General features: G+C 68.3%; 13 protein-coding genes and 1 riboswitch. Of the genes, 11 read left to right on the top strand and 2 right to left on the bottom strand.

Features of this window, described 5'->3' with window-relative positions; all coding sequences use genetic code 11:
• Positions 1-13: 13 nt before the first annotated feature.
• Positions 14-775 (top strand): SDR family oxidoreductase, encoded by a 762-nt coding sequence (locus ABIC21_RS14965; RefSeq protein ID WP_354351181.1) that lies wholly within the window; start codon positions 14-16, stop codon positions 773-775.
• Between the two features lie 64 nt (positions 776-839).
• Here the strand turns inward: ABIC21_RS14965 and ABIC21_RS14960 are convergent, their stop codons facing one another.
• A complete protein-coding gene (locus ABIC21_RS14960; RefSeq protein ID WP_354351180.1) occupies positions 840-1,898 on the bottom strand; it encodes an endonuclease/exonuclease/phosphatase family protein in 1,059 nt (352 codons plus the stop codon).
• A gap of 328 nt (positions 1,899-2,226) precedes the next feature.
• Here ABIC21_RS14960 and ileS point away from each other — a divergent pair, with 328 nt between their 5' ends.
• Genes ileS through ndk form a run of 4 tightly spaced genes read left to right on the top strand, consistent with a single transcriptional unit; the run spans position 2,227 to position 7,888 of the window.
• Positions 2,227-5,619: an isoleucine--tRNA ligase gene (gene ileS / locus ABIC21_RS14955; RefSeq protein ID WP_354351179.1), complete on the top strand. Its 3,393-nt coding sequence runs from the start codon at positions 2,227-2,229 to the stop codon at positions 5,617-5,619.
• A gap of 3 nt (positions 5,620-5,622) precedes the next feature.
• On the top strand, positions 5,623-6,981 hold the full coding sequence (locus ABIC21_RS14950; protein ID WP_354351178.1) for a bifunctional folylpolyglutamate synthase/dihydrofolate synthase: 1,359 nt from the start codon (positions 5,623-5,625) through the stop codon (positions 6,979-6,981).
• 3 nt (positions 6,982-6,984) lie between these two features.
• Entirely contained in the window at positions 6,985-7,428 is a 444-nt protein-coding gene (locus ABIC21_RS14945) for a DUF4233 domain-containing protein (RefSeq protein ID WP_354351177.1), read from the top strand.
• Between the two features lie 40 nt (positions 7,429-7,468).
• Entirely contained in the window at positions 7,469-7,888 is a 420-nt protein-coding gene (gene ndk / locus ABIC21_RS14940; RefSeq protein WP_354351176.1) for a nucleoside-diphosphate kinase, read from the top strand.
• A 118-nt stretch (positions 7,889-8,006) separates the two neighbouring features.
• On the opposite strand, the gene ABIC21_RS14935 is transcribed toward ndk, so the two are convergent.
• Positions 8,007-8,678 carry a vitamin K epoxide reductase family protein gene (locus ABIC21_RS14935; protein ID WP_354351175.1) on the bottom strand — a complete coding sequence of 224 codons (672 nt, stop codon included), beginning with the start codon at positions 8,676-8,678 and terminating at the stop codon, positions 8,007-8,009.
• Positions 8,679-9,151: 473 nt separating this feature from the next.
• On the opposite strand from ABIC21_RS14935, the gene ABIC21_RS14930 reads away from it, so the two are divergent.
• The 6 genes from ABIC21_RS14930 (at position 9,152) to proB (ending at position 18,051) form a co-directional block, all read left to right on the top strand.
• Positions 9,152-12,385, top strand: coding sequence for an Rne/Rng family ribonuclease (locus ABIC21_RS14930; RefSeq protein WP_354351174.1), 3,234 nt, complete (start codon positions 9,152-9,154; stop codon positions 12,383-12,385).
• A 105-nt stretch (positions 12,386-12,490) separates the two neighbouring features.
• Positions 12,491-12,588: riboswitch (TPP riboswitch) on the top strand.
• On the top strand, positions 12,571-14,151 hold the full coding sequence (locus ABIC21_RS14925; protein ID WP_354351173.1) for a bifunctional hydroxymethylpyrimidine kinase/phosphomethylpyrimidine kinase: 1,581 nt from the start codon (positions 12,571-12,573) through the stop codon (positions 14,149-14,151). Its footprint overlaps the riboswitch before it by 18 nt.
• A gap of 355 nt (positions 14,152-14,506) precedes the next feature.
• Positions 14,507-14,815, top strand: coding sequence for a 50S ribosomal protein L21 (gene rplU / locus ABIC21_RS14920; RefSeq protein WP_024368343.1), 309 nt, complete (start codon positions 14,507-14,509; stop codon positions 14,813-14,815).
• A gap of 61 nt (positions 14,816-14,876) precedes the next feature.
• On the top strand, positions 14,877-15,140 hold the full coding sequence (rpmA, locus tag ABIC21_RS14915) for a 50S ribosomal protein L27 (protein WP_009372867.1): 264 nt from the start codon (positions 14,877-14,879) through the stop codon (positions 15,138-15,140).
• 117 nt (positions 15,141-15,257) lie between these two features.
• Entirely contained in the window at positions 15,258-16,847 is a 1,590-nt protein-coding gene (gene obgE / locus ABIC21_RS14910; RefSeq protein ID WP_354351172.1) for a GTPase ObgE, read from the top strand.
• Positions 16,837-18,051, top strand: coding sequence for a glutamate 5-kinase (gene proB / locus ABIC21_RS14905; protein WP_354351171.1), 1,215 nt, complete (start codon positions 16,837-16,839; stop codon positions 18,049-18,051). The genes obgE and proB overlap by 11 nt, the downstream gene beginning before the upstream one ends.
• Positions 18,052-18,071 lie beyond the last annotated feature (20 nt).

Here is an 18,071-nt window from a genome sequence, read left to right as displayed (position 1 = left end):
TTAGGGTGGTGCCATGACTGAGGAAACCCACAACAAAGCAGCAGTTGTCACCGGCGCCAGCACCGGAATCGGCGAAGCCACCGTGCGTGCGCTCCGGACCGAGGGCTGGACCGTTTACGCCGTCGCCCGCCGGGCGGACCGGCTGGCGGCGCTTGCCGCGGAAACCGGCGCCGTCGCGGTTCCGGCGGACGTGACCGACGACGCCGACGTCGCCCGGCTCCTGGACGAGGTGACCCGTGCCGGCGGCATCGACACGCTCATCAACATCGCCGGCGGCGCCCGCGGTGCGGACAAGGTGGCCGAGGCCAGGACCGAGGACTGGGCATGGATGTTCGAGGTCAACGTCCTGGGCACCATGAAGCTCACCCGGGCGTTCCTTCCGATGCTCCGCGCCTGCGGTGAAGGCACCGTCCTGAACTTGACGTCGACGGCGGGACTGTCCGCCTACGAGGGCGGCGGCGGCTACAACGCGGCGAAATTCGCCCAGCACGCCCTCACCGGCGCCCTGCGCCTGGAAGAGGCCGAACACAACCTCCGCGTGATCGAGGTGGCCCCCGGCCTGGTCCAGACGGAGGAGTTCGCGCTGAACCGCCTCGGCGGCAATTCTGATGCCGCGGCGAAGGTGTACGCCGGCGTCGAGAAGCCCCTCACCGCGGCGGACGTCGCCGACGTCGTCCGCTACGCCGTCGCGGCGCCGCACCACGTCAACCTGGACCAGATCGTGATCCGCCCGGTGGCGCAGGCCGCCAACTTCAAGCTGATCCGCAGGTCCTAGCTTCCGGCCGCGGCGCAACGTCCACCCGGCCGCCGGCGCTTACCCGCACCCCGCGTTGCTTGCTCTAGCCGGCGGCCGGGACGGTCAGCGTGGCCATGATGGCGGCGTGGTCCGTCCCGGGCACGCGGTGCACGGCGTAGTCCGCGCTGCGCACCGACGGGCTGGTCAGCACGTGGTCGATCGTGATGCCGGGGAGGAACAGGTCCTCCATCGGCCAGGTGGGGACCAGGCGTGAGCCCTGGGCCATACCCACGTCCACCAGTTTCCGGCCCCCGCCCTGCAGGAGCTCGCGGAACTCGGCATGGTCATAGCTGGCGTTGAAGTCCCCGGCCAGCACCACGTTCCCGGGTTGTGACGCCAGCTGGCCGAGTGCCGCGAGGTCGCTGCGCCACTTCTGCAGGCCCACGCCCACGGGGGCACGGGCGTGGACATTGGTCAGTTCGACGACGGCCCGCTCCCCATCGGACTCGGCGGTGAGCCGGATCACGGGCATCGGAAAATGGGAGTCGGAAACATCACCGGTGGCCACAAGTTCGTGGACCGAGTAGACGGCATTACCGGCGGAGCGGCCCGCGGGATCGCTGATCCTGTTCGGCAGCAGTGCTCGAAGACCGGCAGCATTCAGCCGGTCTTCGAGCGCGTGGGTGTATTCCTGGAGCGTCAGCAGGGTGATGTGGTTCTCGCGGACCAGCCTGACGATTTCCGCTGCGTCCGCCTTGCCGAGTTTGGCGTTGAGGCTCATTACCCGCAGCTCCACTATGCCGTCCACAGAGTCCGCCGCGGAGTCCGGCGCGGAGCCCGCCGCAGCATCCGGCGCGGCCCGGGCGTAGTCCAGCGGGACCAGCCAGAAGAGCTGCACGGCCACGAGGCCGGCTGCGGCGCCCGCCATCCACCGCCGCCGGCCCAGCACCGCGAACATCAGCGACGCGCCGGCAGGCAGCACCAGCCAGGGGGTGAAGGACACAAGCTGGACCGCGGTGGTGGGCCATTCCCGCGGCACGGCACGGATGACGGAGACCACCACAACGGGTGCTGCCGCCAGCCCTGCCAGCCACCGCCAGCCGCAGGCAGCCCCGCCCGCAGGCGTTCGCGGGGCAGCGCGGCCCCGGGTCCGGAACATCATGGGATTCAGTGTAGGCATTGCGGGCCCGTTCCAGTTGTTAGACTTCTTACAGCAGCTTTGACCCGGCCATCACCGGTGAGCTTCCGGAAGAACGCCCCGGCGCCACGACTTTTCTGTTACTCAGTGCGCCAGGGCCAGTAGAACCGGACGGGTAAGCCCGTCACAGCAGTAATGAGCGGCCGACGCCGGTGCTCAGTCCCATCACAGGGGCCCGGCGACGGTAAGTGAGGTGGTACCGCGGTGCCGGTGTTGTCGAAAGACAGTGCAGGGGCCGTCCTCGCATCCTGAATGAATCCATTTGTTCACTAGCTCAACCCAGGATGTCGAGATGACTTATTACCCGAAGGCCTCCGCCGCACCCTCCGGCGCCGGCGCCCCCGCCTCTGCTTCCAGCACAGCTTCCAACGCAGCTTCCAACACCACCGGTGTGTCGGCCTCCGTGAAGTTCCCGGAGGTCGAAGAGCGCATCCTCAAGTACTGGGACGAGGACGGCACCTTCCAGGCCAGCATCGACCAGCGCCCCTCCGACCTTCCCGGCGGCGGGCGCGGCAGCAACGAATTCGTCTTCTACGACGGTCCCCCTTTCGCCAACGGCCTGCCGCACTACGGCCATTTGCTGACCGGCTACGCCAAGGACCTTGTGGGCCGCTACCAGACCCAGCGCGGACGCCGCGTCGAGCGCCGCTTCGGCTGGGACACCCACGGGCTGCCCGCCGAGCTGGAAGCCATGAAGCAGCTGGGCATGACGGACAAGACGCAGATCGAGGCCATGGGCATCGACAAGTTCAACGACGCCTGCCGCGCCTCCGTGATGAAGTACGCCGACGAGTGGAAGAGCTACGTCACCCGCCAGGCGCGCTGGGTCGACTTCGAGAACGACTACAAGACGCTCAACGTTGAGTACATGGAGTCCGTGCTCTGGGCCTTCAAGCAGCTGCACGAGAAGGGCCTCACCTACAACGGCTACCGCGTGCTGCCGTACTGCTGGAAGGACGAGACGCCGCTGTCCAACCATGAACTGCGCATGGATGATGACGTCTACAAGAACCGCCAGGACCAGACCGTCACGGTGATCTTCCCGATCACGGCGGGGGAGTCGGAGCTGTCGAAGCAGCTCGCCGGCGTGCAGGCGCTCGCCTGGACCACGACGCCGTGGACGCTGCCCACCAACGCAGCGCTCGCCGTCGGGCCTGCCATCGAGTACGTGGTCCTGCCGGCCGGGCCCAACGGCGTCAAGGCCGCCTCCGCGGACGCTCCGGTCACCGGCAGCTTCCTGCTCGCCGCCGAACTGCTCGGCACCTACGCCAAGGACCTTGGCTACGGCGACGGCGCGGAGGGCGCCGCCGCGGCCGAGGCCGCGGTCACCTCCACCCACACCGGCACCGAGCTCGAAGGCCTGGCGTACGAGCCCCTGTGGGACTACTTCGCCGACGACGAGAAGTACGGCAACCAGAACGCCTGGCGCTTCCTCGTGGCCGACTACGTCACCACCACCGACGGCACCGGCCTCGTCCATCAGTCTCCCGCCTACGGTGAGGACGACCAGAAGGTCTGCGAAGAGGCCGGCATCCCCGTCGTCCTCTCCGTGGACGAGGGCGCCAGGTTCCTGCCGCTGTTCAGCCACGGCCCGCTGGCCGGGATCGCCGGGCTGCAGGTCTTCGAGGCCAACAAGCCCATCACTCAGGTGCTCCGCGCGCAGGGCCGCCTGGTCCGCCAGGCCAGCTACGAGCACAGCTACCCGCACTGCTGGCGCTGCCGGAACCCGCTGATCTACCGGGCCGTGTCCTCCTGGTACGTCGAGGTCACCAAGTTCAAGGACCGCATGTCCGAACTCAACCAGGACATCAACTGGATCCCGGGGAATGTCAAGGACGGCCAGTTCGGCAAGTGGCTGGCCAACGCCCGCGACTGGTCGATCAGCCGCAACCGCTACTGGGGCAGCCCCATCCCGGTCTGGCAGTCCAGCGACCCGGACTACCCGCGCACCGATGTCTACGGCTCGCTCGCGGAGATCGAGGCCGACTTCGGCCGCCTGCCGCTGAACAAGGCCGGCGAGGTGGACCTGCACCGGCCGTTCATCGACGAGCTCACCCGCCCCAACCCGGACGACCCCCGCACCCCGGCGGAGGGCCAGTCCGTCATGCGCCGCGTCGAGGACGTCCTGGACGTCTGGTTCGACTCCGGCTCCATGCCGTACGGCCAGGTCCACTACCCGTTCCAGAACGAGGAATGGTTCGACACGCACAACCCGGCGGACTTCATCGTCGAGTACATCGGCCAGACCCGCGGCTGGTTCTACATGCTGCACATCCTGTCCACCGCGCTGTTCGACCGGCCGGCCTTCCGCAACGTCATCAGCCACGGCATCGTCCTGGGCTCGGACGGGCAGAAAATGTCCAAGAGCCTGCGCAACTACCCGGACGTCTCCGAGGTCCTGGACCGCGACGGCTCCGACGCGATGCGCTGGTTCCTGATGTCCAGCCCCATCCTGCGCGGCGGCAACCTCGTGGTCACCGAGCAGGGCATCCGCGACGGCGTCCGCCAGGTCATCCTGCCGCTGTGGAACGTGTACAGCTTCTTCACGCTCTACACCAACGCTGCTGACGGCGCGCGCGGCTACGACGCGAAGCTCCGCTACGACGGCTACGCCGACACCCTGGATACGTACCTGCTGGCCAACACCGGGGACCTCGTCCGGAACATGACCGCCCAGCTGGACAGCTACGATATCTCCGGCGCCTGCGACGAGCTCCGCAGCTACCTGGACATGCTCACCAACTGGTACGTCCGCCGCAGCCGCCAGCGGTTCTTCGACGAGAGCGTGGACGCCTTCGACGCGCTGTACACCGCGCTGGAAACCGTCGCCCGCGCGGCCGCGTCGCTGCTGCCGCTGGTCTCCGAGGAGATCTGGCGCGGCCTCACCGGCGGGCGCTCCGTGCACCTGGCCGACTGGCCGGACGCGGACCTGTTCCCGGCCAACCCGGACCTCGTCGAGGCCATGGACCGGGTCCAGCAGATCTGCTCCACCGGATCCTCGCTGCGCAAGGCCGCCAACCTGCGCGTCCGCCTGCCGCTGCAGGAACTCACCGTCGTGGCACCCGGCGCGGATGCGCTGGAAGGCTTCGCCGCCGTCGTCGCCGATGAACTGAACCTGCGCTCCGTCCGCATGCTCGACGCCGGGAGCGCCTCCCCCGAGGAGTTCGGCATCGAGCAGAAGCTTGTGGTCAACGCCCGGGCCGCGGGTCCGCGGCTGGGCAAAAATGTCCAGCAGGCCATCAAGGGCGCCAAGTCCGGCGACTGGTCCGTGGACGAGGCCGGCACGGTCACCGCCGGCGGCCTGGAGCTGGAACCGCAGGAATACACCCTGGAAACCGTCGTGGCGGAAGCCGCGGAGGGCGCCGGCTCACGTGCGGCGGCCGTCCTGCCGGGCGGCGGCTTCGTCGTCCTCAACACCGAGGTCACCCCAGAACTGGAAGCCGAAGGTGCCGCCCGGGACATGGTCCGCGCCATCCAGCAGGCCCGCAAGGACGCCGGACTCAACGTCAGCGACCGGATCCGCACCACCGTCACCGCACGGCAGGACGTCGTCGACGCCCTGCTGGCCAACGCGGAGCTCGTCAAGACCGAAACCCTGACCATCGAGCTGGAAACGGTTGCGGCCGACGTCAAGGAACCCCAGGTCAGCGTTGTTAAGACTGCTGCAGAAAAAGTAGAGGCCTAACCCATGACCGACGAATTCTCCGTAGAAAGCGTCTACGCCGAGCTGCTGGGCCGCGCGCCGGAAAACAAGATGGAACCGCGGCTGGCCCCGCTGCACCGGGCCATGGACATCCTGGGGGAGCCGAACAAGGCGTTCCCGATCATCCATGTCACCGGCACCAACGGCAAGACCTCCACGGCCCGGATGATCGAGGCCGGGCTGCGCGCGCACGGGCTGAGCACCGGACGGTACACCAGCCCGCACCTGTCCAAGGTCACCGAACGGATCAGCATCGACGGCGCCCCCGTGTCCGACGAGACCTTCGTCCGGATCTGGGACGAGATCCGCCCGTACCTGGCCATCGTGGACAGCGAGCTCGAGGCCGAAGGCCAGCCCCGCCTGACGTACTTCGAATGCCTCACCATCCTGGGCTTCGCCATCTTCGCGGACCAGCCGGTCAACGTCGCCGTCATCGAGGTCGGCCTGGGCGGCATCACCGACGCGACCAACGTCGGCGACGGCCAGGTCTTTGTGGTCACCCCGATCTCGCTGGACCACACGGAGCTCCTGGGCGACACCACCGAGGACATCGCGTACGAAAAGGCCGGCATCATCAAGCCCGGCGGCTTCCTGGTCAGCGCCGCGCAGCCCCGCGATGCGGCCCAGGTGCTGCTGGAAAAAGCCAAGGAAACCAACGTCCCGTTCCGTTTCGAAGGCGTCGAGTTCGGCGTCGAGTCCCGCACCGTGGCCGTCGGCGGCCAGATGGTCACCATCCAGGGCATCGCGGGCCGCTACGAGGACCTGCTGGTGCCGCTGCACGGCGCGCACCAGGCCGAGAACGCCGCCGTCGCGATCGCCGCGCTGGAGGCGTTCTTCGGCGCGGAAAAGGCGCTCGACGCCGAGGTGGTGCAGGAGGCGTTCGCCTCGGTCACCTCACCCGGCCGCCTGGAGGTGGTGCGCACCGCGCCGACCATCATCGTGGACGCCGCCCACAACCCCGAAGGCATCCGGGTCTCCGCCGAGGCCATCCACGAGGCCTTCAACTTCACCAAGCTGGTGGTGGTGGTCGGCATCCTGCGGGAGAAGGATGCCGAGGAAATCCTCCGGCAGCTCAAGGAATCCCTCGGGGACCTGGCCGCCGAGTACTGCTTCACGCAGTCCAACTCTCCCCGCGCGGTGCCGGCCGAGGACCTGGCGGAACTCGCGCTGGAGCTCGGATTCGGCGAGGACAACATCCACGTGGCCGAGAAGCTCGACGACGCCCTCGAATGGGCCGTGGAACGTGCCGAATCCAACGACGACCTCGCCGGCGGCGTCCTCGTCACCGGGTCCATCACGCTCGTCGCGGACGCCCGGATCCTGCTCGGAAAGGCGGACGCGTAAGCCATGGCGAAGCTCACCAAAGCCCAACGCGAATGGCGCCCGGGCATGCCCAAGAAGCGCCGCTCCACCAAGGTCATGTTCGCCTCGACAGTCCTGCTGCTGGAGGCCTTCGTGGTGCTCTTCGGCACCCTCACGGTCTTCGGGCTGCGGCGGGACGAATTCCCGCCGGTCCTGATCTTCTCGGTCGGGATCACGCTGTCCCTTATCTACGTCGTCACGTGCTCCGTGCTGACCAAACCGTGGGGAGTGGCCCTGGGCTGGATCCTGCAGATCGTGCTGATCCTGACCGGCATCCTGGAGCCGGCCATGTTCCTGGTCGGCGGCCTCTTCGCGGTCGCCTGGTGGTACGGCATCCGCACCGGCATCCGGATCGACCGGGAGGCCGCCCAGCGGGAACGCGAACAGGCCGCCTGGGACGCAGCGCACCCCGAAGGTCAAAGCAACTAGACTTGTTTCCGAATCCCGCCCCCAACACATTGGAGCAGCTGTGAGCATTGAGCGAACCCTCGTCCTGATCAAGCCCGACGGCGTCACCCGCAACCTGACCGGCAGCATCATCGCCCGCATCGAGTCCAAGGGCTACACCCTGGCCGAGCTCAAGAAGGTCGACGCGAGCCGCGAACTGCTCGAGCAGCACTACGAGGAGCACGTCGGCAAGCCGTTCTACGAGCCGCTCGTCGAGTTCATGCTCAGCGGACCGGTCGTCGCGGCAATCTTCGAGGGCCACCGCGTGATCGAGGGCTTCCGCTCGCTCGCCGGCACCACGGACCCGACGACGGCGGCCCCCGGGACCATCCGCGGCGACTTCGGCCGCGACTGGGGCCTGAAAGTGCAGCAGAACCTGGTCCACGGCTCGGACTCCGTGGAGTCCGCGGAGCGCGAGATCAAGATCTGGTTCCAGGACTAACTTCCGGACCCACCGTCCCCGCCGGGGTGACGGTGCCGAGGTGACGGTTAAGGCCCATGTTCGTGCGCGGACATGGGCCTTAACTGTCACCTCGCGGTGGTTAACCGGGGTTCGTTCCTTAGTAGCCGGAGGTTCCGATGAAGACCTGGATGAAGGCGAAGAAGATGGTGGCGACCACGGCGACATAGAGCAGCGCCGTGATGATCCAGCCCGAGTCGCCCAGAATCCGGGTGGCGCCCGCGGGCAGGCGGATGACGCCGTGCGTGACGTTGCGGACGGTGACCCAGACGAACAGGGGGATCATCGCAGCCCAGACCACCATGCAGAACGGGCACAGGATGTGGATGGAGTACAGCGCCTGGGACCACAGCCACACCACGAATGCGAAGCCCAGCGTCACGCCGGCCTGCAGGCCCAGCCAGTACCAGCGGGCAAACGTGGCTCCCGCGAGGATGCCCATGGCCGTGGTGATGATGACCGCGAACGCCACGATGCCCATGAACATGTTGGGGAAGCCGAACACCGAACCCTGCCAGGTCTGCATGACCTGCCCGCAGGAGATCCAGGGGTTTACATCGCACACCGTCACATGGCTGGGATCCTTGAGGACCTCCAGCTTTTCCAGCACCAGCGCCCCGGAGGCAAGCCAGCCGACGACGCCGGTGATCAGCAGGAGCCACGCGAACGGGCGGTCGCGGGTCATCGGAGGCAACGGCCGTTCGGCAACGGACGTGCGGGAGCCTTGCTGCTGCTCGGCTGCCTCGTCGGTGGCGCTGGAGATGGTGGGCATGGAATGAAAGTCCTTTGGGTCGGTGCAACTGGTCCGATTCTATCGCCGGAGACTGGATGAAGCCCGGGAAGCGTCGTGCCTTCCCCAGTGATTCGGTCCGCTGTGCGGGCCGGATGCCTCCCTTACGCCTGAATTCCTGGGTCCTGTGAGACAATGATCGTGGCTGGAACCCGATCCACATCCGGATTCCGGTCCGGCGACTTTGTTCCCAAGACCGCCAATGATGAGCAGGGAGCCACGGATCCTCTGATCCCGGCTGTCCCGCAATGCCATTGGACGGCACCTGGTTGTGACATGTAGATCAACGGGTTTCAGAACAATTCCGCCGGCCCTCCAGGGCTGCCGCACCCCACTGCCGGTGCGAACCTGAGGGTACCCAATTGACTTCTGTCAATGCCTGCGGGTGTTGACAAATATTTGCCCCAACGGGTGCCGGATGTGGCGGTACGTCAGGGGCAGGAGTGTCGCCACATATGGATAATGACCAGGTTGTAACGGCCAACGACAACGCCCTCGGTGCCGAGGATTCAGCAGAAGCCGCAGCTGCGGCCACACCGCCGAAGCGGCCTGTCCGGACCCGCCGCAAGGCCCTTCCGAAGAAGGAAGCCCCCGCGGACGCAGCGGACACGGCAGCGGCGTCCGACGCCGTAGCGGACACAGCCGCCGCAGTTCCCGCCGAGCCAACCGACGCAGCCGTGGCTCCGGCCGCCGAAGCCACTGCCAAGGCGCCCGTCCGCCGCTCCCGCGCCCGCAAGGTCGCCGAACCGGCCGAGCCCCTTCCGGCCTTCGCCGATGCCGCGGGCGCCGCGCCGGCCGCTGAAGCCGCTGACGTTCCGGTGGAGAAGCCGGTCCGGCGCCGTGCCAGCCGCGCCAAGGCCGCTGGCCCGGTCGCTGAAGTGCCCGCCGCCGCAGCACCCGCCGCCGCAGCACCCGCCGCCGAGACCCCGGCCGCGGAAGACACCGCAGAAACCCCCGAAGCAACAGCAGCCACTCCCGCGGAAGCCGCAGTGGAGGCCAGTGCCTCCGCAGCAACAGAAGCAGCAGAAACGCCCGCCGAGGCACCCTCCGCCGCGGCCTCGCTGTTCCTTGAGCCGGGAGCGGTCACCTCGATGATCTTCCAGGCCCCCGACCTGGCCGCCGCCGTGCGCCCGGCACCGGCGGCCGCCGCAGTGGCAGAAACCGAGGAAGAAGAAGGCGAGGACGGTGACGGCGAGGACGCCGGAAGCCGCCGCCGCCGCCGCAGCCGCGGGCGCCGTGGACGCAGCACCCGCGGATCCGACAGTGAGTCCGGTGCCGACAACGACACGGCCGAAGGCAACAGGGACGAAGCGGAAGAAGCAGAAGAAGGCTCCGACGAGCCGCTCGAAGACGGCGTGACCTCGCGCCGCCGCCGTCGCCGCCGCCGTGGCGACCAGGATCTGGAACTGACCGGCGGGGAGGACAACGATCCGCCCAACACGGTGACCCGAGTCCGTGCACCCCGTGCAGCCGCCGAGGCGCCCGTCAACAACCGCGTCACCTCCCTCAAGGGCTCCACCCGGCTCGAGGCGAAGAAGCAGCGCCGCCGCGAATCCCGCGATACCGGCCGCCGCCGCACCGTCATCACCGAGGCCGAGTTCCTGGCCCGGCGCGAATCGGTCGACCGCCAGATGATCGTCCGCCAGCGCGACGACAGAATCCAGATCGGCGTCCTCGAAGACGGCGTCCTGGCCGAGCACTTCGTCTCGAAGACCCAGCAGGATTCCCTGATCGGAAACGTGTACCTGGGCAAGGTCCAGAACGTGCTGCCGTCCATGGAAGCCGCCTTCGTCGACATCGGGCGCGGCCGCAACGCCGTGCTCTACGCCGGCGAAGTCAACTGGGAATCCGTCAACCTCGAGGGCAAGCAGCGCCGGATCGAGAATGCGCTGAAGTCCGGCGACTCCGTGCTGGTCCAGGTCACCAAGGACCCGGTCGGGCACAAGGGCGCCCGGCTCACGAGCCAGATCTCGCTGCCCGGCCGCTACCTCGTGTACGTTCCCGGCGGTTCCATGACCGGGATCTCCCGCAAGCTGCCCGACGTCGAACGCAACCGCCTGAAGCGGATCCTCAAGGACCGCCTGCCGGAAGATGCGGGCGTCATCGTCCGCACCGCCGCCGAGGGCGCGTCCGAGGAAGAGCTCACGCACGACATCAACCGCCTCCGCGCCCAGTGGGAAGGGATCGAGGGGCAGTCGACCTCGACCAAGATCCTCGCCCCCGAGCTGCTCTACGGCGAACCCGATCTGACCATCAAGGTGGTCCGTGACGTCTTCAACGAGGACTTCTCCAAGCTGATCGTCTCCGGCGAGGAAGCCTGGGACACCATCGAGGCCTACGTCACGTACGTGGCGCCGGACCTGGTGGGCCGGCTGGAAAAGTGGACCAAGGACACGGACATCTTCGCCGCCTGGCGCATCGACGAGCAGATCCACAAGGCCCTGGACCGCAAGGTCTTCCTGCCTTCCGGCGGCTCCCTCGTGATCGACCGCACCGAAGCCATGACCGTGGTGGACGTCAACACCGGCAAGTTCACCGGCAGCGGCGGCAACCTTGAGGAAACCGTCACCAAGAACAACCTCGAAGCGGCCGAGGAAGTCGTCCGGCAGCTCCGGCTCCGCGACATCGGCGGCATCATCGTGATCGACTTCATCGACATGGTGCTCGAATCCAACCGCGACCTCGTGCTGCGCCGCATGGTCGAGTGCCTGGGCCGGGACCGGACCAAGCACCAGGTCGCCGAGGTGACCTCGCTGGGCCTCGTGCAGATGACGCGCAAGCGGATGGGCACCGGGCTGCTGGAGGTCTTCGGCGAGCAGTGCGAAACCTGCGCCGGCCGCGGCATCGTCACCCACGACGAACCGGTGGAACACCGCCGCGCCAACGTCGTGGCCGCCGAGCACCACGTCCCGCGGACCGAGCACCAGCCCGCAGCCAGGACGGAACGCAAGAGCCGCCGCCGCGGCAGGGGAGGCCAGGGCACGGACGAGCAGTCCGCCCCGGCAGCAGTCCACGCCGAGCCCACCGAGGCCGAGCGCCACGCCAAGGCCGAGGCCACCCGCGCCGCGCTGGCGAACATCGCCGCAGCGGCGCACGCCGCCCACCTGCACGACGGGGAGGCAGCCGCCGCCGACGCCGGGACCCGCCAGGCCGCCCTCGAGGCAGCCGTCGAGCTGGCCGCGACGGAGGAGGCTGCGGGACGTCCCGCCGCCGTGCTGACGTTCGGCGGCGAGCAGGTCGCCCTGCCGTTCGTGGAACACGCCGACGAGACAAGCGCGCCCTCGTTGACCCTGGATCTCCTGGCCGAGGCCTTCGCCCACCTGGGTGAAGCCGAGGCGGCACCGGCCGCGCAGTCGCCGGCAACGAAGGCTCCGGCCGCCCGGACCGCTACGGCCGCCCCGGCGCGCACGGGCGGAACCGGACCGGGACGCGCCCAGGCGCCGGGATCCCAGACCGAGGCGGAAGCCGAGGCGGGCACCTCCCGGGCCCGCCGCGGACGCCGCAACCGCAGCGCCAGCCGCGCCCAGGGTGCAGCCAACGAGACCTCGGTGGAACAGCGCCAGGAAACCCCGCAGGCCGCCGTTTCGGTGCATGAGGCCAAGGTCCCGGCAGCCACCACGCCGGCGGCCAGGCCTGCCGCCGGCGAGCCGATCATCCTCGGTGTCGGGGTTCCGGCTTCGGAGCTCTAACACCGGAACAGTTCAGCAAGGCCGCGGGTGCGGTCCGGACGGCGTAGCAATACGACCAGGTTCGGGCCGTGCCCGCGACTTCGTTAAGGGATGCGGCTAGGCTGGGTCCCTGACACGGGGTGCCGCGCATCGAGCCGGCTGAGATCCAGACCCGTTGAACCTGTCCGGTTAGCACCGGCGAAGGGATGTCTCTCTTGACCACCACCTCATCGTTTCTTCCGTGTGTCCCGGCCCCGGCGGCCCCCCGCATCCCGCGGGTGCTCGCGATCGCCGGCTCCGATCCCTCCGGCGGTGCCGGAATCCAGGCCGACCTCAAAAGCATTGCCGCGCACGGCGGCTACGGCATGGCGGCCATCACCGCCCTGACCGCGCAGAACACCCGCGGAGTCAGCGCCGTGCATGTCCCGCCGGCGGCGTTCCTCACGGCACAGCTGGACGCCCTCAGCGGGGACATCAGCATCGACGCCGTCAAGATCGGGATGCTGGGGGACGCCGCCGTGATCGACGCCGTCCGCACCTGGCTGGAGAAGGCCCGGCCCGCCGTCGTGGTCCTGGATCCCGTGATGGTCGCGACGAGCGGCGACCGGCTGCTGCAGGAGTCGGCCGAGGCGGCCCTGGAGGCGCTGTTGCCCTACGCCGACCTGATCACCCCCAACCTCGCCGAACTCGCCATCCTGCTCAAAGAACCCGCCGCCGGGAACTGGGCCGCGGCCCTGCAGCAGGGCAAGCGGCTCGCCGCCCGGACGGGGGCCACGGTCCTGGTGAAGGGCGGCCACCTCGACGACGGCGCCGGCTGCCCGGACGCGCTGGTCAACACTGGAGGACTCCTGGCCCAGGACGTCGTCGTGGTGCCGGGGGAGCGGGTGCCCACCCGCAACAGCCACGGCACCGGATGCTCGCTGTCCTCGGCGATGGCGACCGTACAGGCCCGGATCCTGGGACACGACGGGCGGGGGGACTGGGAAACCGTGCTCCGCAACGTCAAGCCCTGGCTGCAGGAGGCGCTGCGCACCTCGGCGGACCTCGACGTCGGCAACGGCAACGGGCCGGTCCATCATTTCCACCACGTCCAGCAGCACACGCAGGACCATGGCCAAACCGGCCGCGTCCCGGCCGAGGGGGCCTTCGCCGCCGCGCTCCGGGACGCGGCAGCCGCCGACCTCGAAGCGATCTACGGCCTGGACTTCATCAAGGCCCTGGCGGACGGGTCGCTGCCGGAGAAGGAGTTCGCCTACTACCTCGCCCAGGACGCCCTCTACCTCAATGGCTATTCCCGGGTCCTGGCTCGCGCCGCCGCAATCGCGCCCACGGAGGCCGAGCAGCTCTTCTGGGCCCGGTCCGCCCAGAACTGCCTCGAAGTCGAGTCGGAGCTGCACCGGACCTGGCTGAGTACCCGAACCGCCGACGGAACGCTGGGTCCGGTGACCAAGTCCTATGTGGACCATCTGCTGGCCGCCTCGGTCTCCGGCAGCTACGGGGTGCTCGTGGCCGCTGTGCTGCCGTGCTTCTGGCTCTATGCGGAGGTGGGGGAGACCCTCCACGGGCAGTTCCTCGCCGCCGGCGCCCCGGACGAGCACCCTTATGCGGTGTGGCTGCGAACCTATGCGGATGAGGAATTCGCCGCCGCCACCCGGCAGGCCGTCGCATATGCCGACGCGGCGGGGCGGAGGGCGTCGGAGGGCGAACGGCAGGCCATGACCGTGGCCTTCCGGCAGTCCGCCCGGTACGAGGTCGATTTCTTCGACGCGCCGCGGCTGCACGCCTGACCCGGGGAGCCGGGCGGAGCCTGTACGATAGGTGGGCACGGTTCCGGAAGTCGTTGCGGCAACACCCTGTCCATACAGAGTGGCGCCTACCACGTACCTCCCTTCGGAACCAGCCTCATTTGCGGCCGAAGGCAAAATTAGCGTAGTCTAGATCTTCGGTGCTTACGCCAACACTTGGGTTATGACCTTGAGGACGCTCCACTTGATTTCGAGTGCGATTGTCCACGGGATAGCTCATGGGTCCCCCCGGGGAACCCACCGGCGTAGAGGCACAGCGTGAGCCGGACCAAAAACATTTGGACCCAGGTTCCGCACGCAAATCTAGTAATAAACGTCGAGAGAAGTGAGTTCCCCAGTGGTGTACGCGATTGTCCGCGCAGGCGGCCGCCAAGAGAAGGTTTCCGTTGGAGACTTCGTTACCCTGAACCGCGTCCCCGGTGGAGCCGGCAGCACCTTTGAGTTGCCCGCACTGCTCCTGGTAGACGGTGACAAGGTCACGTCTGCAGCTTCGGACCTGGCCAAGGTAAAGGTTACGGCTGAGATCCTTGAGGACCTTCGCGGTCCCAAGATCGTCATCCAGAAGTTCAAGAACAAGACCGGTTACAAGAAGCGCCAGGGTCACCGTCAGGAATTGACCAAGGTCAAGATCACCGGTATCAAGTAACTAATCGTTACTGTTCAGGTTTTCAGCAGATTCCCCAGAATTTTAAGGCAGGCATTTCCAAATGGCACATAAAAAAGGCGCGAGTTCCACTCGCAACGGTCGTGACTCTAACGCCCAGTACCTCGGCGTCAAGCGCTTCGGCGGCCAGGTAGTTTCCGCAGGCGAGATCATCGTCCGCCAGCGTGGCACCCACTTCCACCCGGGCGCCGGCGTTGGCCGTGGCGGCGACGACACCCTGTTCGCCCTGACCCCCGGCGCTGTCGAGTTCGGCACCCGCCGCGGTCGTCGCGTTGTGAACATTGTGGCTGCAGCAGCTGCAGAGTAACAACAAGTCTTAAGTCGGTGGGGCGGGCCATTAGGTCCGCTCCACCGGTGTTTTAACCGCATTACAATCATCTTGGGAGTCCTCGGACCCCCGGGGAACAGCACTGAGGAGATCCACGTGGCTAGCTTTGTAGACCGGGTAGTACTGCACGTATCCGGCGGTACCGGCGGCCACGGTTGTGTCTCCGTTCACCGCGAGAAGTTCAAGCCGCTCGGCGGTCCCGACGGCGGCAACGGCGGCAACGGCGGCGACGTCATCCTGCGCGTCGACCCCCAGACCACCACCCTGCTGGACTACCACCACGCCCCGCACCGCCACGCCACCAACGGCGGCCCCGGCATGGGCGACTGGCGCGCCGGCAAACACGGCGAAACCCTGATCCTTCCGGTCCCCGTCGGCACCGTGGTCAAGTCCAAGGACGGCCAGGTCCTCGCGGACCTCGTCAGCGAAGGCGCCGAATACATCGCGGCCGCCGGCGGCATCGGCGGGCTGGGCAACGCCTCGCTTTCCTCGCAGAAGCGCCGCGCCCCGGGCTTCGCGCTGCTCGGCATCGAAGGCGAATCCAGCGACGTCGTCCTGGAGCTGAAGTCCATCGCCGACATCGCCCTGGTCGGCTTCCCCTCCGCCGGCAAGTCAAGCCTGATCGCCGCCATGTCGGCCGCGCGGCCCAAGATCGCCGACTACCCGTTCACCACCCTGATCCCGAACCTCGGCGTGGTCCAGGCCGGCGACGTGCGCTTCACCATCGCCGACGTCCCGGGCCTGATTGAAGGCGCCAGCGAGGGCAAGGGCCTCGGCCACTACTTCCTCCGCCACGTCGAGCGCTGCGCCGCCCTGGTGCACGTCCTGGACTGCGGCACGCTCGAATCGGACCGCGACCCGCTCTCCGACCTCGCCATCATCGAGGCCGAGCTGGAGAAGTACGCGGTCGACATGAGCTACAGCGGTGCCGACGGCGAGGTCGTCCCGCTGAACCACCGCCCCCGCCTGGTCGCCCTCAACAAGGTGGACCTGCCCGACGGCAAGGACATGGCCGAGTTCGTCCGTCCGGAACTGGAATCGCGCGGCTACAAGGTCTTCGAAATCTCGGCAACCAGCCATGAAGGACTCCGCCAGCTCGGCTTCGCCATGGGAGAAATCGTCCAGGCAGCCCGCGACGCCCTCGCTGCCGCCCCGCCGAAGGTGCATGCCCCCATTCTCAAGCCGCGTGCGGTCAACGAATCCGGCTTCAAGATCCGCCGCGAAGAGAAGAACCTCGAACCGCTGTTCCGCGTCCTGGGCGACAAGCCCGTGCGCTGGGTCAAGCAGACCGACTTCACCAACGAGGAAGCCATCGGCTACCTCGCCGACCGCCTGGCCAAGCTCGGCGTCGAAAACGAACTGTTCAAGCAGGGCGCCAAGCCCGGCGACATGGTCGTCATCGGCGAGGACGACGGCGTCGTCTTCGACTGGGAGCCGACCATGATGGCCGGCGCCGAACTGCTGGCCGCCCCGCGCGGCACCGACGTGCGCTTCGCCGACATCGGCGACCGCCCCACCCGCGGACAGAAGCGCGACGAGCAGATCGAACGCCGCGAGGCCAAGGCTGCCGCCCGCGCCGAACTCGAAGCCGAGCGCAAGGCCGGGATCTGGACCGAATCCGTCAGCAGCCGCAGGGTCGCCAAGCCGCTCAAGGAGAGTGGACTGGGCGCAACAGATGACGAGTAAAGCCGTCACTGCACCCGGCGCGGCGGTCTCCCCGGATCCCCGCAGGGCATCGGACAGCCGGGCCCCGGACAGCCGTGCTACGGTCACGCCGGCCCCCGACCGCTCCCTGCTGTCCGGGGCCCGGCGGATCGTGGTCAAGGTCGGATCGTCGTCGCTGACGTCCATCAAGGGCGGCATCTCGGAAGAGGCGCTCACCGAGCTCGCCGACGCCCTCGCGCACAAGCGCAACGCCGGCACCGAGATCATCCTGGTCTCCTCCGGCGCGATCGCGGCCGGGCTCGCGCCGCTCGGCCTCGCCAAGCGTCCCCGCGACCTTGCCACCCAGCAGGCGGCCGCGAGCGTGGGCCAAGGGCTGCTGATGGCCCGCTACACCCACGCCTTCGGGGCCCACGGCGTCACCGTCAGCCAGGTGCTCCTCACCGCCGAAGACTTCATGCGCCGCAGCCAGCACACCAACGCCCTGCGCGCCCTGGACCGGCTGCTGAACCTCGGCGTCGTGCCCGTGGTCAACGAAAACGACACCGTCGCCACCCATGAGATCCGCTTCGGCGACAACGACCGGCTCGCGGCCCTCGTCGCCCACCTGGTCCGCGCCGACGCCCTCGTGCTGCTCTCCGACGTCGATTCCCTCTATGACGGCCCTCCCGCGCACGGCGCCAAGCGGATCCCGCACGTCACCGGCCCGCAAGACCTCGACGGCGTCACGATCGGACGCACCGGCAAGGCCGGGACCGGCACCGGGGGAATGGTCACCAAAGTCGAGGCGGCCACCATCGCCGCCGGCTCGGGCATCCCCGCCCTCGTCACGTCCACGGGCAACGCCGCCGCCGCGCTGGCAGGCAAGGATGTGGGAACCTGGTTCTCCGTCAACGGCTCCCGCAAGCCGGTCCGCCTGCTCTGGCTCGCGCACCTCGCCTCCGTGGAGGGCACGCTGGTGCTCGACGACGGCGCGGTCCATGCCGTGCGCGACCGCCACACCTCGCTGCTCCCGGCCGGCATTTCCGCCGTGCACGGGCACTTCGAGGCCGGCGACGCCGTGGCAATGGTCTCACCCGACGGCACCGTGATCGCCCACGGCCTGGTCAACTACGGCGCCGCCGAACTTCCGCAGATGCTGGGCCGCTCCACGAAGGAGCTTGGCAAGGCCCTCGGCCGCGGATATGACCGCGTCGTTGTTCATGTTGACGATCTGGTGCTGGTCTGAGCCGCCCGCTCGCCTAAACT

Origin of the sequence: Pseudarthrobacter sp. PvP090 (genome assembly GCF_040547365.1) — a bacterium.
GTDB lineage: Bacteria > Actinomycetota > Actinomycetes > Actinomycetales > Micrococcaceae > Arthrobacter.
The sequence above is the reverse complement of the archived record's forward strand: the minus strand, read 5'-3'. Positions and strand labels throughout refer to the sequence as shown.

Coding starts and splice junctions, on each gene's coding strand:
- ABIC21_RS14965 (WP_354351181.1), top strand. CDS start 14: ATGACTGAGGAAACCCACAACAAAGCAGCAGTTGTCACCGGCGCCAGC.
- ABIC21_RS14960 (WP_354351180.1), bottom strand. CDS start 1,898: ATGATGTTCCGGACCCGGGGCCGCGCTGCCCCGCGAACGCCTGCGGGC.
- ileS (WP_354351179.1), top strand. CDS start 2,227: ATGACTTATTACCCGAAGGCCTCCGCCGCACCCTCCGGCGCCGGCGCC.
- ABIC21_RS14950 (WP_354351178.1), top strand. CDS start 5,623: ATGACCGACGAATTCTCCGTAGAAAGCGTCTACGCCGAGCTGCTGGGC.
- ABIC21_RS14945 (WP_354351177.1), top strand. CDS start 6,985: ATGGCGAAGCTCACCAAAGCCCAACGCGAATGGCGCCCGGGCATGCCC.
- ABIC21_RS14935 (WP_354351175.1), bottom strand. CDS start 8,678: ATGCCCACCATCTCCAGCGCCACCGACGAGGCAGCCGAGCAGCAGCAA.
- ABIC21_RS14930 (WP_354351174.1), top strand. CDS start 9,152: ATGGATAATGACCAGGTTGTAACGGCCAACGACAACGCCCTCGGTGCC.
- ABIC21_RS14925 (WP_354351173.1), top strand. CDS start 12,571: ATGTCTCTCTTGACCACCACCTCATCGTTTCTTCCGTGTGTCCCGGCC.
- rpmA (WP_009372867.1), top strand. CDS start 14,877: ATGGCACATAAAAAAGGCGCGAGTTCCACTCGCAACGGTCGTGACTCT.
- proB (WP_354351171.1), top strand. CDS start 16,837: ATGACGAGTAAAGCCGTCACTGCACCCGGCGCGGCGGTCTCCCCGGAT.